At 57.4% G+C, this 16,304-nt stretch carries 11 protein-coding genes; 9 read left to right on the top strand and 2 right to left on the bottom strand.

The window, feature by feature from the left end; translation table 11 throughout:
* Nucleotides 1-87: 87 nt before the first annotated feature.
* The 7 genes from QPL94_RS02430 (at nt 88) to QPL94_RS02400 (ending at nt 10,451) form a co-directional block, all read left to right on the top strand.
* Nucleotides 88-1,500: a sigma-54 interaction domain-containing protein gene (locus QPL94_RS02430; RefSeq protein ID WP_502881532.1), complete on the top strand. Its 1,413-nt coding sequence runs from the start codon at nt 88-90 to the stop codon at nt 1,498-1,500.
* 327 nt (nt 1,501-1,827) lie between these two features.
* Complete coding sequence (locus tag QPL94_RS02425) at nt 1,828-2,880, top strand: TRAP transporter substrate-binding protein (RefSeq protein ID WP_285355268.1); 1,053 nt, start codon at nt 1,828-1,830, stop codon at nt 2,878-2,880.
* Nucleotides 2,881-2,997: 117 nt separating this feature from the next.
* Entirely contained in the window at nt 2,998-3,636 is a 639-nt protein-coding gene (locus QPL94_RS02420) for a TRAP transporter small permease subunit (protein WP_285355266.1), read from the top strand.
* Entirely contained in the window at nt 3,636-5,000 is a 1,365-nt protein-coding gene (locus QPL94_RS02415) for a TRAP transporter large permease (RefSeq protein ID WP_285355264.1), read from the top strand. The genes QPL94_RS02420 and QPL94_RS02415 overlap by 1 nt, the downstream gene beginning before the upstream one ends.
* A gap of 13 nt (nt 5,001-5,013) precedes the next feature.
* Entirely contained in the window at nt 5,014-5,793 is a 780-nt protein-coding gene (locus QPL94_RS02410) for a 3-hydroxybutyrate dehydrogenase (protein WP_285355262.1), read from the top strand.
* Nucleotides 5,794-5,809: 16 nt separating this feature from the next.
* Nucleotides 5,810-7,804, top strand: coding sequence for an acetoacetate--CoA ligase (locus tag QPL94_RS02405; RefSeq protein WP_285355260.1), 1,995 nt, complete (start codon nt 5,810-5,812; stop codon nt 7,802-7,804).
* A 403-nt stretch (nt 7,805-8,207) separates the two neighbouring features.
* Nucleotides 8,208-10,451 (top strand): NADP-dependent isocitrate dehydrogenase, encoded by a 2,244-nt coding sequence (locus QPL94_RS02400; RefSeq protein WP_285355258.1) that lies wholly within the window; start codon nt 8,208-8,210, stop codon nt 10,449-10,451.
* Nucleotides 10,452-10,548: 97 nt separating this feature from the next.
* On the opposite strand, the gene QPL94_RS02395 is transcribed toward QPL94_RS02400, so the two are convergent.
* Nucleotides 10,549-12,618: a putative bifunctional diguanylate cyclase/phosphodiesterase gene (locus tag QPL94_RS02395; protein ID WP_285355257.1), complete on the bottom strand. Its 2,070-nt coding sequence runs from the start codon at nt 12,616-12,618 to the stop codon at nt 10,549-10,551.
* A 243-nt stretch (nt 12,619-12,861) separates the two neighbouring features.
* Between QPL94_RS02395 and QPL94_RS02390 the strand changes: the two genes are divergently transcribed.
* On the top strand, nt 12,862-14,436 hold the full coding sequence (locus QPL94_RS02390) for a sensor domain-containing diguanylate cyclase (protein WP_285355255.1): 1,575 nt from the start codon (nt 12,862-12,864) through the stop codon (nt 14,434-14,436).
* A 27-nt stretch (nt 14,437-14,463) separates the two neighbouring features.
* Complete coding sequence (locus QPL94_RS02385; RefSeq protein WP_285355253.1) at nt 14,464-15,750, top strand: serine hydrolase domain-containing protein; 1,287 nt, start codon at nt 14,464-14,466, stop codon at nt 15,748-15,750.
* Between the two features lie 21 nt (nt 15,751-15,771).
* On the opposite strand, the gene QPL94_RS02380 is transcribed toward QPL94_RS02385, so the two are convergent.
* Nucleotides 15,772-16,116: a hypothetical protein gene (locus tag QPL94_RS02380; protein ID WP_285355251.1), complete on the bottom strand. Its 345-nt coding sequence runs from the start codon at nt 16,114-16,116 to the stop codon at nt 15,772-15,774.
* Nucleotides 16,117-16,304 lie beyond the last annotated feature (188 nt).

Below are 16,304 nucleotides of genomic sequence, written 5' to 3'. Positions count from 1 at the left end.
GCGCCATATACTTCCGTCACCGCACCCGGTTCGCCGGGTGTCATGGGTATTGCCATGAATAACTTCCAACCCGGTGGTACAGGGTACATGACAGAGCTGTTTACAGATAACAACAAGAGCGGCCTCACCAGGGACCTGATCGAGGCCCTGTTTCCCATGTTCGAGGAAGCCAGCGCCGGCGCCATTGCCGTTGATCACGAAAGCCGTATTACCTGGATCAACAGCAGCTATTCTCACCTGCTGGGGCTGGGCGATCCCAAGGCGGTCATTGGCAAACTGGTGCGTCAGGTGATTCCCCATACCCGGATGCCGGAGGTGGTGGAGTCCGGCAAACCTCTGCTGCTCGATATCATGGAACACAACCAGCAACAGCTGGTGGTAACTCGCCTGCCTTTTTACGACGATGACGGGCGGATCATGGGGGCGGTGGCGTTTGTCCTTTACGACGACCTGCAACCACTGACGCCGCTGGTAGCCAAGTACCGTCGCCTGCACCAGGACCTGGCGGCTGCCCGCAAGGCCCTGGCCAAAAAAACCCGTGGCACGCGCTATAACCTCGCCGACTTTGTTGGTGCCAGCCCGGCAGCGCTGGAGGTCAAGCGACGAGCGCGGCTGGCGGCCGGCCGCGACATGCCAGTGCTGCTGTTGGGTGAGACGGGCACTGGCAAGGAAGTGCTGGCCCAGGCAATTCATTCGGTCTCCATACGTGCCGAAAAGCCGTTTGTGGGGGTGAACGTTGCTGCCATTCCGGACAACCTCCTGGAGGCCGAGTTTTTCGGTGTTGCGCCCGGTGCTTACACGGGTGCCGATCGTCGTACCCGCGAGGGTAAGTTCCAGCTGGCCAATGGTGGCACGCTGTTCCTGGATGAAGTCGGGGATATGCCATTGCCGCTGCAGGCAAAGCTTCTGCGCGCGTTACAGGAAGGTGAAATTGAGCCGCTGGGTTCCAACAAGGTGGCCTCAGTGGACGTGCGTGTCATTGCTGCTACCAGCCGAAACCTGGAGGCAATGATTGCCGAGGGTGAGTTCCGGTCCGACCTGTATTACCGGCTGAATGTGCTGGAAATACCCATACCCCCGCTTCGTGACCGTCTGGCGGATCTGGGCGTTTTGTGTGAGGCCCTGCTGGGCGAGATCTGCGATGGTCTTGAGATAAGGGGTGAAATCACCGACGCGGGTGTGGCTGCCCTGGGAGGTTATGACTGGCCAGGCAACATACGCGAACTTCGCAATGTCCTGGAGCGGGCCCTGACCATGGGCGAGGATGGCGGTTTGCTGGATGCGGACGCCATTTTCAAGGTTTTGCCCCGCAGCGGTAACCGGCCGGCCTCCTCATTGGCGTCACAACCAGTGCGCCCACTTGCCAAAACCCTGGCCGATGCAGAGGCGCAGGCGATCGAGGAAGCCCTGGTCGCAAGCCGCGGCAATCGGACCCGCGCCGCCAAGATGCTGGGGATCTCCCGCTCAGTGCTTTATGAAAAACTGGCAAAAATGTCCTGAATTCGGGACAGCTGTCCTGACATCCGTACAAACCCCTACGACTGATGGCTACATTTGTCCTGAAATCCGGACAATGTGTCGTCTTTTTTCTCTATCTGAATTTTTAACGTGCTGATAACTATAATAAAAAAATGGTTGGCATAGTGCCTGCTATATCCTGCTCGCAGGACGTCAGAACAACGCAGAAAACAAGGCTGGCGCTTTCGTTGGACCCGAAAAAATTTATTTGTCCGTCTCGTTTCCTGCGATGTCTGACTACACTTGGATCAGGCCTGTCGGAATATTCCCGTCCGGCCGAATACAACAACAATGTTAGGAGACTTGCCAATGAAACTCTTCAAGGCCCTTACCGGTATCGCCGGTGCGATTGCCCTGACTACAGGATCGGCTTTCGCGGATGACCTGCGCTGGAAAATGCCGGTCGCCTTCGCCACCAACCTGCCCGGCCTGGGTTCCCCCGGTGCCTGGGTTGCCGAAAACCTCACCACCGCTTCCGATGGCAGCCTTCAGGTTCGCGTCTATGAGCCCGGCAAGCTGGTTCCACCTTTCGATATCCTGCAGTCGGTTTCCGATGGCAAAGTTGAAGCAGGTTACACCTGGATCGGATACGACCAGGGCAAGGTACCTGCGATTCCCCTCTTTGCGGCCGTTCCGTTTGGCATGAAACCCTGGGCCTACACTGCCTGGTATTACTATGGTGGTGGCCATGAGATGCTGCAGGAAGTCTATGCCAACAAGGGCTTCGACGTGCACGCTCAGCTGTGTGGCATTATCGGGCCTGAAACAGCGGGCTGGTATTCGGAACCAATTGAAACACTGGAAGACTACAAGGGCCTGAAGATTCGCTTTGCAGGTCTGGGCGGCAAGGTTCTGGAAGAGCTGGGCGCCTCTGTCACCATGATGCCAGGTGGTGAGCTTTACCAGGCACTGGAGAAAGGCACCATTGATGCGACTGAATTTTCCATGCCTGCCATTGACCAACTGCTCGGCTTTGACCAGGTGGTCAAGTACAACCTGTTCCCGGGCTGGCATCAGCAGTTTACTGCCCAATACATGCTGATCAACAAGGACCAGTGGAACAAAACCACTGACGCACAGAAAGCGTTGGTTGAGGCTTCCTGTACTGCTGCAACCACCCTCGGCCTGGCCGAAGGTGAGTACAAGAACGGTGCGGTTCTGGCGGGATTCCAGGAAAAGGGCGTCCAGGCTGATCAGATCCCCCGCGAGGTTTTGCAGGAGCTGAAAGAGGTTACTGACAAAGTAATGGAGCAGGAATCTGCCAAAGATGCTGACTTCAAACGCGTCTACGAAAGCCAGAACGAGTTCCTTGAAACCTATAAGATATGGGACGAGCGTGCCTATGTTCCTACCGACCTCTAAGGTCCGGGGCTGATCCTGAGGCACCGGGCAGAGTTCCGGTGTTCTCTGACCAAGTCTGGATGGCCCTTCGGGGCCATCCTTTTTTCACCATCGGCTTTTTGAGCGAGGAACCGTTGTATGACGGTGTCAGATAAAGGCTCACCGCAGAGTGAGCGGGCATCGGTTTCCGACGCCCAGGAATTTCTTCATCACCACACCGAATTACCTACCACCCGGATCAGTCAGGGTGTGGATCTAGTGATATCCGGGATTGGCAAAACCGCCTCCTGGATGTGGCTGATTGTCACAGGTGTGATCATTTACGCCGTGGTTGGCCGCTATGCCTTTGGCCTTGGTTCGGTAACGCTGGAAGAAGTTCAGTGGCATCTGGCCGGCGCAGGCTGGCTATTGGGGCTGGGTTATACGCTGGTGACTGATGGTCATGTAAGAGTGGATGTGATCCATGAACGCTTGTCCCTCAGGGGCCAGGCCTGGGTCGAGCTTTTCGGTCTATTGCTTCTGTTGCTGCCCTTCCTGGGCTTGGCAGTCTACGAAATGGTTCCTTATGCCTACAGCTCCTGGCAGCAAGGCGAGACCAGTCAGGCACCGGCAGGACTTCCTCACCGCTGGGTTCTGAAGGGGGTTCTGGCATTGTCGTTTATCTTGCTTATTTTGGCGGCGCTGTCTCGCTTGCTGAAAGTCACCGCACTGCTTTTCGGCTTTCCAAAGCCGATCCGGGTCGAATCCGAAAGTAACAAGAAAGAGGAAGCGTCCTGATGGAGCTTGAAACCCTGTTTGTAATCGGCATGTTCCTGACGTTCGGGGCGCTGCTGATGACCGGCTATCCTGTCGCCTGGGTGCTGGGTGGCACCGCCGTCATCTGGACCGTGATTGGTGTGATTGCCGTCGATAACTTCGGCGCGAACCTCTGGTTCGATTACCCGTCTTCCATGGGGCTTGTTCCCGAGCGGATATGGGATGTCGTAAACAGCGAGACCCTTGTTGCTCTGCCCATGTTCATCTTCATGGGCATTATGCTCGATCAGTCCGGCGTTGCCGAGAAACTGATGAACAGCATGGTAAAGCTCTTTGGTGCAGTCCGCGGTGGCTATGCTGTGACAGTGGTTGTCATTGGCGTATTGCTGGCTGCCACTACGGGTATCATCGGGGCGTCGGTGGTGCTGCTGGGCATGCTCTCCCTGCCGGTAATGATGGAGAACAAGTACGACAAGGGTTTTGCCGTAGGCACTGCCTGTGCAACCGGTACCCTGGGGATCCTGATTCCGCCGTCCATCATGCTGGTGCTGATGGCCGACCGGCTGGCAGTTCCGGAGGCATCCGTGGGTGATCTGTTCATGGGGGCGTTCCTGCCCGGGCTGCTTCTCGGCGCCATGTACGTCGCCTATGTAATGATCCGCCCCCTGCTTCAGCCACATATTGCTCCGGTGCCTGAAGGGACAGAGAAGGTTACCTGGAGTATTGTCTGGGAAGTGGCCAAAGCCGTCGTTCCCACGGCCGCGTTGATACTCGGTGTGCTTGGTTCCATTTTCGCCGGTATAGCGACGCCTACGGAGGCTTCCGGTGTTGGTGCCCTTGGCGCCCTGCTGCTGGCCCTGATGGCGCGCCGGCTGAACCTGAAAGTGCTGAACGCCTCGATGCAGCAGACAACACGCACAGCGGCTTTCATTTTTGCCATTTTCCTCGGTGCAACGGCGTTCTCCGTGGTGCTGCGAGGTCTGGGTGGCGACCAGGTGATAGAAGACGCGCTGTTGGGGCTGCCGTTCGGACCCTATGGCGTGGTTTTGACCATTCTGTTCGCGGTATTCCTGCTCGGCTTCTTCCTGGACTGGGTCGAGATCACCCTGATCATCCTTCCGCTGGTGGCACCCGTTGTCCAATCCCTGGGCTTTGACCTGGTGTGGTTTACCATCCTCTTTGCCATGTGCCTGCAGACGTCGTTCCTGACGCCGCCGGTGGGATTTGCCCTGTTCTACATCAAGGGTGTCGCGCCGCCGGAAATCGATGTGATGGACATCTACAGGGGCGTCATACCCTTCATTATTATTCAGCTGGTGGCCCTGGCAATCGTATTCCTGGTGCCCGAAATTGCGACCTGGCTGCCCGGCGTAGCTTACGACTAAGGAGAGAACACTAATGCGTCTAGAAAACCGGATAGCTTTGATCACCGGAGCGGGGCGGGGCATTGGCCGTGCCATTGCCGAACATTATGGCCGTGAAGGCGCCCGGGTTGCTGTCGCCGATCTTACGCTGGAAAGCGCCGGTGACACCGTCGATGCCATCGAACGGGCTGGCGGCACCGCCATGGCCCTGGCGATGGATGTTACCGACGAGCAGGCTGTCGACCGTGGTGTGGCCGCTATCGTGGAGAAGTGGGGTGGGCTTGATATTGCCTTGGCCAACGCTGGTGTCCAGCACATTGACCCGGTGCACAAACTGGCCTTTGCCGACTGGAGCAAGGTGATGAGTGTTCACCTTGACGGTGCGTTCCTGGTCACCCGTGCTGCACTGAAACAGATGTACGCCAGTGGCGGCGGTACCATGCTCTACATGGGGTCGGTCCACTCCCTGGAAGCTTCCCCGCTGAAGGCGCCTTACGTGGCCGCCAAGCACGGCATGCTGGGCCTGTGTCGGGCGGTGGCCAAAGAAGGGGCAGAGCACGGTGTTCGCAGCAATATCATTTGCCCGGGATTTGTCCGCACCCCGCTGGTGGACAAACAGATCCCCGAACAGGCAAAAGAGCTGGGCATTTCCGAGGAAGAAGTGATCAGCAAGGTCATGCTGAAAAACACAGTGGATGGGCAGTTCACCACGCTGGAAGATGTTTCTGAACTGGCGGTGCATCTGGCGGCCTTCCCCTCGGCAGCCATGACTGGCCAGTCCATCGTGGTCAGCCACGGCTGGCATATGCAGTGAGCAACAGGAGAGACGGATGAGTAACACAGAACAATCACCGGTGGTCTGGTCTCCCTCGGACGACACACTGAAAAATTGCCAGATGGGCCGGTTTCAGGGCTGGCTGGAGCAACAGGGCTTCGGCCCGTTTGCCGATTACCATGCCCTGCATAAGTGGTCGATTGATAACCTGGAGACGTTCTGGCAGAAGGTCTGGGACTACTGCGGCCTGGTCTGTGAGACCCCGGCCGATAAGGTGCTGGGTAAGCGGGAAATGCCAGGAGCGGAATGGTTCCCGGGCATGAAGCTGAATTTCGCCGCCAACTTGCTGCGGCTGGCGGATGGCGAACATGCAGACAGAGAAGCCGTGGTGGCCTACTGTGAAACCCGCCCGGTACTGCGCCGCACCTACGCCCAGCTGAAAGCCGATACCGGTGCCCTGGAAGCTTTCCTGCGCAACAAGGGTATACAGCAGGGTGACCGGGTAGCCGGTGTTGTCACCAATGGCTACGAAGCCCTGGTAGGCATGCTGGCAGCCACCAGCCTGGGTGCCATCTGGAGTTCGGCCTCCCCGGATTTCGGCGTTGGCGCAATTCTCGACCGCTTCGGCCAGATCGAGCCGGCCGCGCTGATTGTGGTCAACGGGTATGGTTATGGCGGCAAGGTGTTCAAGCGCCAGGACGATTTTGCCGGCCTGATTGACGGCCTGCCTACCCTGCGCTGTGTGGTCAGCATCGAACAACTGCCGGGCGAGCCCGCCATTGCCGGTGACAAGGTCACCCACTGGAACGATGCCCTCGCTGAGGGGCAGGGCCAGGCGCCTTCATTTACGCCGCTGCCGCCGGATCATCCGGTGTATATCCTTTATTCCTCCGGCACCACCGGCAAGCCCAAGTGCATCGTCCATGGCAATGCCGGCCTGCTGGTCAACCACGCCAAGGAACTGATGCTCCACGGTGACGTGGGCCCCGACGACCGCTTCCTGTATTTCACCACCTGCGGCTGGATGATGTGGAACTGGCAGGCTTCCGCCCTGCTGACCGGCGCTGCCGTAATCACCATCGACGGCTCCCCCGGCTACCCGGACCTGAACCACCTGTGGCAGGTCGTCGCGGATGAGAAAGTCACCCACTACGGTACCAGCGCCCGCTTCATTGCCGGCTGTCGCAAGGCCGAACTGGCTCCGGCGAAAAGCCTGGACCTGGACGCCCTGCGAGTGGTCTTCTCCACCGGCTCACCCCTGTTGCCGGAAGATTACGACTGGGTCTACAGCGACGGTGCGCCGGATGTACTGCTGGGCTCCATCGCCGGTGGCACCGATATCTGCGGCTGTTTCGTGGGCTCCACACCCCTGCTGCCGGTTCGCCGTGGCGAAATCCAGTGCCGCTTTCTGGGCGTGGACGCCGTGGCCTACGGCGACGATGGCAAACCTGTCAGCTCAGGCCGTGGCGAACTGGTGTGCCGCCAGCCGCTGCCCTCCATGCCGGTGAGTTTCTGGGACGATCCTGGCGACGAACGCTACAAGGACGCTTACTTCAGCACCTTCCCCGACGTCTGGGCCCACGGTGACTTCATCGAGTTCACCGAGCACGGCGGCGCCATCATCTACGGCCGCTCCGACGCCACCCTCAACCCCGGCGGCGTCCGCATCGGCACTGCTGAAATCTACCGCCAGGTGGAAACCGTGGCCGAAGTCAAAGACAGCCTCGTGGTCGGCCGGCAGATCGAGGGCGACGTGGAAGTGGTTCTGCTGGTCGTCCCGGCCGATGGCCAGGCCCTCACCGACGACCTTCGGAAAAACCTCAAAACCCGCATCCGCCAGGGCGCCAGCCCCCGCCACGTGCCGAAGCACATCATTGAGGTGCCGGATATTCCCTACACCCGGAGCGGCAAGAAGGTTGAGCTCGCGGTGGCCCGGCTGATCAATGGCTCATCCAGGGCCGATAACCGGGATGCGTTGGCGAATCCGGAGGCTTTGGACCGGATTGGTGAGTGCCTCGACAAAGCCGGGTTGTTGCCGAAAGAAGCGTAGGTCGTATAGAGCGGAGCGAAATGCGACGGAGGTGCCGAGTGGACCTGTTGTCGGATTACGGCTACGCCTAATCCGACCTACGCGGAGCCATGGATGGCGGAGCTCAAGCGCCACATGGATGTGCTTGAGCGTGTTTTGGTTGCCCTCACCCCCAGTGCGACACTCCCAAACCCTAAATGTCCGAAAGTTTCGTAAATTCCTGCCTTTTCATTGTCCTGTAACGGGTTTTAGCGCATTTTTAGACGGTTCTTATACTAAGATCGTAACCAGAAATGTTAAAAAAATGCTATCTTAGTAGCCCTATCAAAAGTTCCCGAATCAGTCATTGCTCAGGTCGGGCGTTCACAAGACACCTGACCCTGCCATGACCGTCCTGAACTCACCCATTAGCCTGAGGACGAAAATGACATCATCCAAAGCAAAGATCATCTACACCCTGACCGACGAGGCGCCAGCGCTGGCGACCCGGTCGCTGCTGCCGATTCTTGAAACCTACGCCAAGCCGGCGGGCATCGAATTTGAAACCAGCGATATTTCCCTGGCGGCGCGTATTCTGGCGTTGTTTCCCGATTACCTTGAGGAAGGCCAGCAGGTCCCCGACGACCTGAAAGCACTGGGTGATTACACCAAGGATCCGGAAGCCAACATCATCAAGCTTCCCAACATCAGCGCGTCCATTCCCCAGCTGCGGGCAGCCATCAACGAGCTCAATGAGCAGGGCTACAAACTGCCCGAGTACAAGGAAAACCCGCAAACCGACGAAGAAAAAGAAATTCACGCCCGTTATTCCAAAGTACTGGGCAGTGCCGTCAATCCGGTACTGCGGGAAGGCAACTCCGACCGTCGTGCTCCGACGGCCGTAAAAGCCTTTGCCCGCAAGCATCCCCACACCATGGGCGAGTGGAGCCCGGCGTCACGCACTCACGTGGCTCACATGCGTGGTGGCGACTTCTATTCCAACGAGCAGTCGCTGACTCTGGACAAGGCCACCAACGCTCGTATCGTGTTCGAAAATGCAAAGGGCGAGCAGACCGTACTGAAGAGCGAGCTGCCGCTGCAGGAAGGCGAAGTGCTGGATGGCATGTACATGAGCTGCAAGGCCCTGCGCAAGTTCTTCGAAGACTGCATCGAAGACTGCGAGAAGACCGGCGTGATGTTCTCCCTGCACGTCAAGGCCACCATGATGAAGATCTCCCACCCGATCGTATTCGGTCACGCGGTGAAGATTTTCTACAAGGAGCTGTTCGACAAGTACGGCGAGCTGTTCGACGAATTGGGTGTGAACCCCAACAACGGCCTGTCCAGTGTTACCGAGAAGATCAAGCAATTGCCGGAATCCAAGCAGGAGCAGATCCTCGAGGACCTGCACGCCTGCTACGAGCACCGTCCGGAAATTGCGATGGTGGATTCGGTAAAGGGTATCACCAACCTGCACGTGCCCAGTGACGTTATTGTAGACGCCTCCATGCCGGCCATGATCCGTAACTCCGGCAAGATGTGGGCGCGGGACAACAAGCTCAAGGACACCAAGGCAGTGATGCCGGAAAGCACCTACGCCACCATCTACCAGGAAGTGATCAACTTCTGTAAGACTCATGGCGCCTTTGATCCCACCACGATGGGCACCGTGCCGAACGTTGGCCTGATGGCCCAGAAGGCCGAGGAGTACGGCTCACACGACAAGACCTTTGAAGTCAAGGAAGACGGTGTTGTTCGCGTTGTCGCTGAGGATGGCACGGTACTGACCGAGCATAAGGTCGAGAAGGGCGATATCTGGCGCGCCTGCCAGACCAAGGACCTGCCGATCCGTGACTGGGTCAAGCTGGCGGTAAACCGTGCCCGTGCCACTGGCATGCCGGCCCTGTTCTGGCTGGATGATGAGCGTCCTCACGATGCCGAGCTGATCAAGAAAGTGGAGATGTATCTCAAGGAGCATGATACCGAAGGTCTGGAAATCCTGATCAAGTCCCCGGTGCGCGCCATTCGCTGGACCATGGAGCGTCTGATCCGTGGCCTGGATACCATTTCTGTCACCGGCAACGTACTGAGGGACTATCTCACCGACCTGTTCCCGATTCTGGAGCTGGGTACCAGTGCCAAGATGCTTTCCATCGTACCGTTGCTTAACGGTGGTGGCCTGTATGAAACCGGCGCCGGCGGTTCGGCTCCCAAGCACGTCCAGCAGCTGCTGCAGGAGAACCACCTGCGTTGGGATTCACTGGGTGAGTTCCTGGCAACCGCGGTTTCCCTGGAAGAGCTGGGCGAAAAGCAGAGCAACGAGCGTGCCCGCCTGCTTGGCCTGACTCTGGACAAGGCCACTGAGCGCCTGCTGGAGAACAACCAGTCGCCGTCACGCAACACCGGTGAGCTGGATAACCGCGGCAGTCACTTCCATCTGTCCCGTTACTGGGCAGAAGAGTTGTCGAAGCAGGATGATGACAAGGATCTGAAAGCCTTCTTCGAGAAGCTGTCAAAGCAACTTGAGGACAACAAGGACAAGATCCTGGAAGAAATGAGCGTGATCCAGGGTCACCCGGCAGACATCGGTGGTTATTATCACCCGCCGGCGGAAAAAGTCTGCAAGATCATGCAGCCAAGCGATACCTTCAACAAGATCCTGGCCGATGCCCGGGCGTCTGTGAAGTAAACCAGAAGCAGGCAGCCGGGCAACACACCCGGCTGCCTGAATAAAAAACCGGACAGCCTGCGAGGGCTCTCCGGTTTCCTTGGTTCTGGAACCAGTGTTATTCCTCCGGGACGGTTCTTCCCGGCGCACCGGAAAAGGCCCGGAGATCTGCCAGTGGCAGCGCACGGGAGTACCAGAAGCCCTGATAGCCGCTGCACCCGAATTGCTGCAGTAATCTGAATTGTTCTTCGGTTTCCACCCCCTCGGCTACCACACTCATTCCCAACTCCCGGGCCATGGACAGGGTTCCGCGGGTGATCGCCGCATCACTGGCGTTGGACGTAATGCCATTAACAAACGAACGGTCGATCTTGATCCTGTTAACCGGCATGTCACGCATGTAGCTGAGGCTTGAGAACCCGGTGCCGAAGTCGTCGATCGCCACTTCGATGCCCATGCTCCGGATTTCCCGCAACTGTCTGATGACATCCTTGGGATCCGTGAGAAACACATTCTCGGTAATTTCCACACAGAGCTGTCCCGGTGCCAGCTGGTATTGATCATTAAGGCTAGCCAGCCGTTCAACCAGGTTGTGGCGATGGAACTGCAGCGGTGAAAGGTTGATGGAGACGCTTGGTACACCGATTTCAGCCAGTTCCGCTGCCCTGGCAAAGGCCTCCTGCATCACCCACTCGCTGATGGGGAGGATCTGCCCCGTGCGCTCTGACAGCGGGATGTATTCTGCAGGCGAAATATAGCCGCGGTCAGGGTGATTCCAGCGAATCAGTGCTTCAACACCGACAATGGCAAGCTCGTTATTGAACAGGGGCTGGTAGAACAGCTCAAACTGGTTCGTGGCCAACGCCTGCTGAAGCTGCTGGCGCAACGCAACTTCGTGTTGCACACGACGATCGAGGGTCTTGTTGAACCATTGCCAGGTGTTACCGCCGAGCTTTTTGGCCTCGTACATCGCCATGTCGGATTGCTGTATTAACAGCATGGAGTTATCAAGCGCGCCATTGCCAGTGGCAATGCCAATGGCTGCAGAGAGAGTGATCTCGACATCCTCGTTCAGGAATGGCTTGGAGAACTGTTCGAGAATCAGCTCAGCGATCCGGTTAATGGTCTGACGATCCTCAGGAGCAGAGACAAGTGCGACAAATTCGTCACCGCCGAACCTTACCAGAGTGGAATCCGAAGGGAGGGCAGCCTCGATCCGCCTGGCCGTCTGGCTCAATATGTCGTCGCCGAAAGCGTGCCCCAGGCTGTCGTTTATGGGTTTGAAGCCGTCCAGGTCGATGAACAGGGCGTGGATGGCCAGTTGCCGGGCCCGGGCCCGGCGACAGATCCCTTGCAGATGGGATTCCAGGTAGATGCGGTTGGGAAGCCCTGTCAGGGAGTCATGGCTGGCCTGGAAAGTCAGAACCTCTTCCTGTCGTATGCGGTCGCTGATGTCGGTCTGGATGCCGATGAAGTGCGTCACCTCTTCGTCCGAGTCCCGCACCGGTGCGATGTAAAGGTCGTTCCAGAAGCTGCTGCCGTCTTTACGATAATTCAGCAATGAGGTATGGACTTCGCGCATGTCGGCCAGGCCTGAGCGAATGCTGGCGATAGCAGCTTTGCTGGTGTCGGGCCCCTGGAGAATGCGGCAATTGGCGCCAACTATCTCATCAGCGCGGTAGCCCGTCATTCGTTCAAAGGCGGGGTTCACATAGATAAGCGGGAACCCGGGCATCCCGGCATCGGCTATGGTTACCCCACTTGAGGACGCCTCTACGCTGCGTTCGAGTATGCGCAGGCGAGCCTCGGTCTGACGCTCGCGGGTGCGGTCCCTGGCCTGCCCGTGTACCCCGGTAACCTGGCCATTCACGATGATGGGAATATTGAGAATATCCAGTTGCAGGATCTCGCCCTGCATGTTCCTGATCCGGATTTCGTAGCGTTGATGGTTACCGGCCAGGGCTGCTTCGAAATGGCGGCGGGTGCGCTCCCTGTCCTCTTCCACAACCAGCATTTCGTAGTGCTTGCCAAGGATATCGTGTTCTTCCGCGTCAATGAGATCACATCCCGACTGGTTGATCTGCACGAACTCGCCTGCGGGATTCAGGGAGAAAACCGCATCGGGGTTATAGGTAAACAACGAACGGTAATGCTGCTCGTTGTATTCGTGCGAAGATGTGTCCGGCAAGGTTTACCTCTCGGGGGACTGTCGGCAAAAACGGACGGTTTTTCCAGCTTCCCTACACTAGGCCAGAAAACCACAAATAGCATCCCCACTGTGTTCCGCTTCGTTGCTTGATCGTAATCAATTGCAACCAATTCTCGACGACCTGGCTCTCAGTGACTAACGTCAGGGAATATCGTACTAGTTTTTGTTCCCTTGGTGTGTGCACCATCAGGGATACTGCCGGCATCCGGGGATAGTGTTTGAATGGACAAACTTAAAGGCCGCTATACGCCACTGCGACGATCCTTGTGGGTTGTGGGCGTCTACCTGCTGGCGGCAGGGTTATGGATTACCTTTTCGGATTACCTGGTCGGGCGATGGTTTCCCGATCCGGAAACGCTTAACCGCGTGCAAACCTACAAGGGCATACTGTTTGTTCTGGTGACGGCGCTGGTGCTGTTTCTGGTGTTGATGCGGCAATTCAGCAATGACCGGACCATGCTGTCACTGCATCACCATCAACGTGAAGAAATACGGCAACTGAACCAGTTTCGTGAAAGTGTGATCGAGCGGGCGAACGTCTGGATCAACGTGCTCGATCCCATGGGGTGCGTTGTACTCTGGAACAGGGCCGCAGAGGACATCAGTGGCTATCGGCGGGACGAAGTTTTGGGCTCTGACGAAATCTGGTCATGGCTATACCCTGATGACGACGACCGGGCAAGAATCCGCGCCCGCGCCGGGGAAATTCTTCGGGATGAGGGCGAAGTGGTTGGTTACGAGACCCGTATCACCGCCAGGGACGGCAGCCAACGACTGATATCCTGGAATTCCCGCAGCCTCCGGAATGATGATGGTGAAATCGTCGGCTCGATTGCCATTGGCCAGGACATTACCGATATCCGCGAGGCGGAAACCACCATTCGCAAGCGTGAGCGCCAGTTGTCCACGCTTATGGACAACCTGCCTGGCATGGCTTACCGCTGCCGTTACGATGAGTACTGGACCATGTTGTTCGTGTCCAGCGGATGCCGTGATCTGACCGGATACGAGCCATCTGAGCTGGTGAACAATGAGTGGGTCAGTTTTGCCGAGCTGATCGCCAACGGCGGTAATGAGCATATCCTGAGAGAGGTTGAGTCGGCCATTGGCAATGCCGAACCGTTTTCCATCGAGTACACAATCGTTCGCAAGGATGGTCAGCGGATCTGGGTCTGGGAGCGGGGCAGAGCCGTCGAGGACAATGGCGAACTGGTGCTGGAAGGCATCATCCTCGACATTTCCGATCGCAAGGCGCTTGAGGATGAATTGTCCGAACTGGCCATCCGGGATCCACTGACCGGCCTGTTTAACCGCCGTGAAATGGCCCGGTTACTGGATGAAGAGATCGTCCGGGCCAAACGCTATGGCCGCGCCTTGTCGCTACTTTGGATCGATCTTGACCATTTCAAGAATATCAACGATGACTACGGCCATGCGGCCGGGGATTCGGTGTTGAAAGCGACCAGTGGGCTATTGGCGGACAGCGTTCGCAGTGTCGACGTGATCGGTCGTTTCGGAGGAGAAGAGTTTGTTATTCTTCTGCCGGAGATGGATCGCTCCGAGGCAAGCGAAACCGCCGAACGCTTGCGCGGGCTGATCAGTGACACCCCGCAACCCCTGGGTGACGGCAGAACGGTGCCGCTGACCATCAGTATCGGGGCGGCAGTGTTTCCGGACAATGGTGCCGATGCCAGTGCCCTTTGTGCCGCGGCCGACAAGGCGATGTATCAGGCCAAATCGAACGGACGCAACCAGGTGGTTCTGGCGCCACTGGCCGAAGAGGCCCATAATTCGTGAATAACCACCAATAACAAAGGTCAAGTGATGAACCGAATTGCCCGCCGTGCCCTTCATACCTGTGCCGTCCCCGATGATCTGGCGTCTGTAACCTGTCGCGACGTGGATGGAGAAAGGCCGGAACGGGCGGGTGTGTCCCTGGAGGTCGTGGAAGATATCTGGCGCTGCGTGGAAAAACTTTACCGTACCGGTGTGCATCCCGGGCTACAGCTGTCTGTCAGACACCGGGGCGAGCACATTCTGCATCGCGCCATAGGCCATGCTACGGGCAATGGCCCCGGTGATGGACCTGGCGCCATAAAAGTACCCATGACCACCGATACCCCTATTTGCTATTTTTCCGCATCCAAGGCGGTTACCGCGCTGCTGATGCATATCCTGGCGGAGCAGGGGCTGGTGAACCTGATGGACCCGGTGTCCTATTACTGCCCGGAGTTTGCCGGTGGCGGCAAGCGCACGATAACCGTTCACCAGATTCTTTCCCACCGTGGCGGTATACCGGCAATTCCCCGGGAAACACCCATTGATGTGCTCTGGAACAGGGATGAAATCTGGCGGTTATTGTGCGAAGCAAAACCGGTGGAGGTGGATGGCGCCAAGGTGGCCTACCATGCCATCACCGGTGGCTTTGTGTTGCAACGGGTGCTGGAAAAAGTCACCGGCGACTCAATTGAAGCGTTTATTGACCGTTATATCCGCAAACCCATGGGCATGCGCTGGTTCACCTACGGTATTGCACCTGAGCATGTCCCGGAACTGGCCAGCAACTATGCCACCGGGCCAACCCCGCGCTTCCCGGTGTCCTGGATTGTTAATCGTGCCCTCGGTGGTGATATCCGCACCGTGGAGCGAGTGGCGAATGATCCACGTTTCCAGGAGGCGGTGATTCCGGCAGGTAACCTGTGTGGAACGGCGGAAGAAATGGGCCGTTTTTTCCAGATGATGCTCAATGGCGGCGTCTGGAATGGCAAGCGGATTTGCAGTGAAATGACCGTCAGGCGTTCCATTCAGCAGTTTGGTTCATTGCAGATTGACCGCACCATGATGATTCCCATGCGCTTCAGCGCCGGCATGATGCTTGGCGGTAATCCCATGGGGCTATGGGGTCAGAACAGCCGTTATGCCTTTGGCCATGTCGGGCTGATCAACAAATTGTGCTGGGCGGATGCGGCGCGGGATATTTCCGTCAGCCTGCTCAATACCGGCATTCCTATTGTTGGCCACCACATTCCCGCACTTGCGCGTTTCATCTATACCGTGTGTGATCGCTTCCCTGTGATCCCCGAGAGCCAGCGGCCACTGGTTGCGGCCTGAGTGGCCTGCCCCCGGCGGTCCTCACATTGTGGCCAACTGGGCCTCGAGTATACCCAGCACTGACGACAGGATGTCCCTGAAGTCTGTCAGTGTCTGGGTTCTCTGAATCACATCTTCCCGGTTTTCATCCAGCCGCTCCAGCTTCGGCACCACACGCCGTATACCTTCGGTAATGACTTCATAGGGATAGTGGTGATCCATGATGCTGAGCTTGTTCATCTCCGCCACTTCCTGGCTGAAGATGCTGATGATGTCGTACAGCATGTCCTTGTGATGAATAGAGCTGGCTTCCCAGTAGGCGTCATCAAGCAGTTCCAGTAGCGATAGATATTCCCGCAGTGTATCGGCGACGGATGTCTGGCTCATAAGTAATGTTCCCGGTCCCTGAATGGATATAGACACTGAATGGAACTATAGCAGGGGTTTTTGCGTGTGGTTTTACAGGTGGCACTGTTGCACAGTGCAAATATGAAACTCTATTCATTTTTATTGAAGTTTGTCTGACAGTTGTGCAGTATTGCAACGAACCTCGCAATAAAGTATGGAACCTGAGG

Origin of the sequence: Marinobacter sp. SS13-12 (genome assembly GCF_030227115.1) — a bacterium.
GTDB lineage: Bacteria > Pseudomonadota > Gammaproteobacteria > Pseudomonadales > Oleiphilaceae > Marinobacter.
The sequence above is the reverse complement of the archived record's forward strand: the minus strand, read 5'-3'. Positions and strand labels throughout refer to the sequence as shown.

Coding starts and splice junctions, on each gene's coding strand:
- QPL94_RS02430 (WP_502881532.1), top strand. CDS start 88: ATGACAGAGCTGTTTACAGATAACAACAAGAGCGGCCTCACCAGGGAC.
- QPL94_RS02425 (WP_285355268.1), top strand. CDS start 1,828: ATGAAACTCTTCAAGGCCCTTACCGGTATCGCCGGTGCGATTGCCCTG.
- QPL94_RS02420 (WP_285355266.1), top strand. CDS start 2,998: ATGACGGTGTCAGATAAAGGCTCACCGCAGAGTGAGCGGGCATCGGTT.
- QPL94_RS02415 (WP_285355264.1), top strand. CDS start 3,636: ATGGAGCTTGAAACCCTGTTTGTAATCGGCATGTTCCTGACGTTCGGG.
- QPL94_RS02410 (WP_285355262.1), top strand. CDS start 5,014: ATGCGTCTAGAAAACCGGATAGCTTTGATCACCGGAGCGGGGCGGGGC.
- QPL94_RS02405 (WP_285355260.1), top strand. CDS start 5,810: ATGAGTAACACAGAACAATCACCGGTGGTCTGGTCTCCCTCGGACGAC.
- QPL94_RS02400 (WP_285355258.1), top strand. CDS start 8,208: ATGACATCATCCAAAGCAAAGATCATCTACACCCTGACCGACGAGGCG.
- QPL94_RS02390 (WP_285355255.1), top strand. CDS start 12,862: ATGGACAAACTTAAAGGCCGCTATACGCCACTGCGACGATCCTTGTGG.
- QPL94_RS02385 (WP_285355253.1), top strand. CDS start 14,464: ATGAACCGAATTGCCCGCCGTGCCCTTCATACCTGTGCCGTCCCCGAT.
- QPL94_RS02380 (WP_285355251.1), bottom strand. CDS start 16,116: ATGAGCCAGACATCCGTCGCCGATACACTGCGGGAATATCTATCGCTA.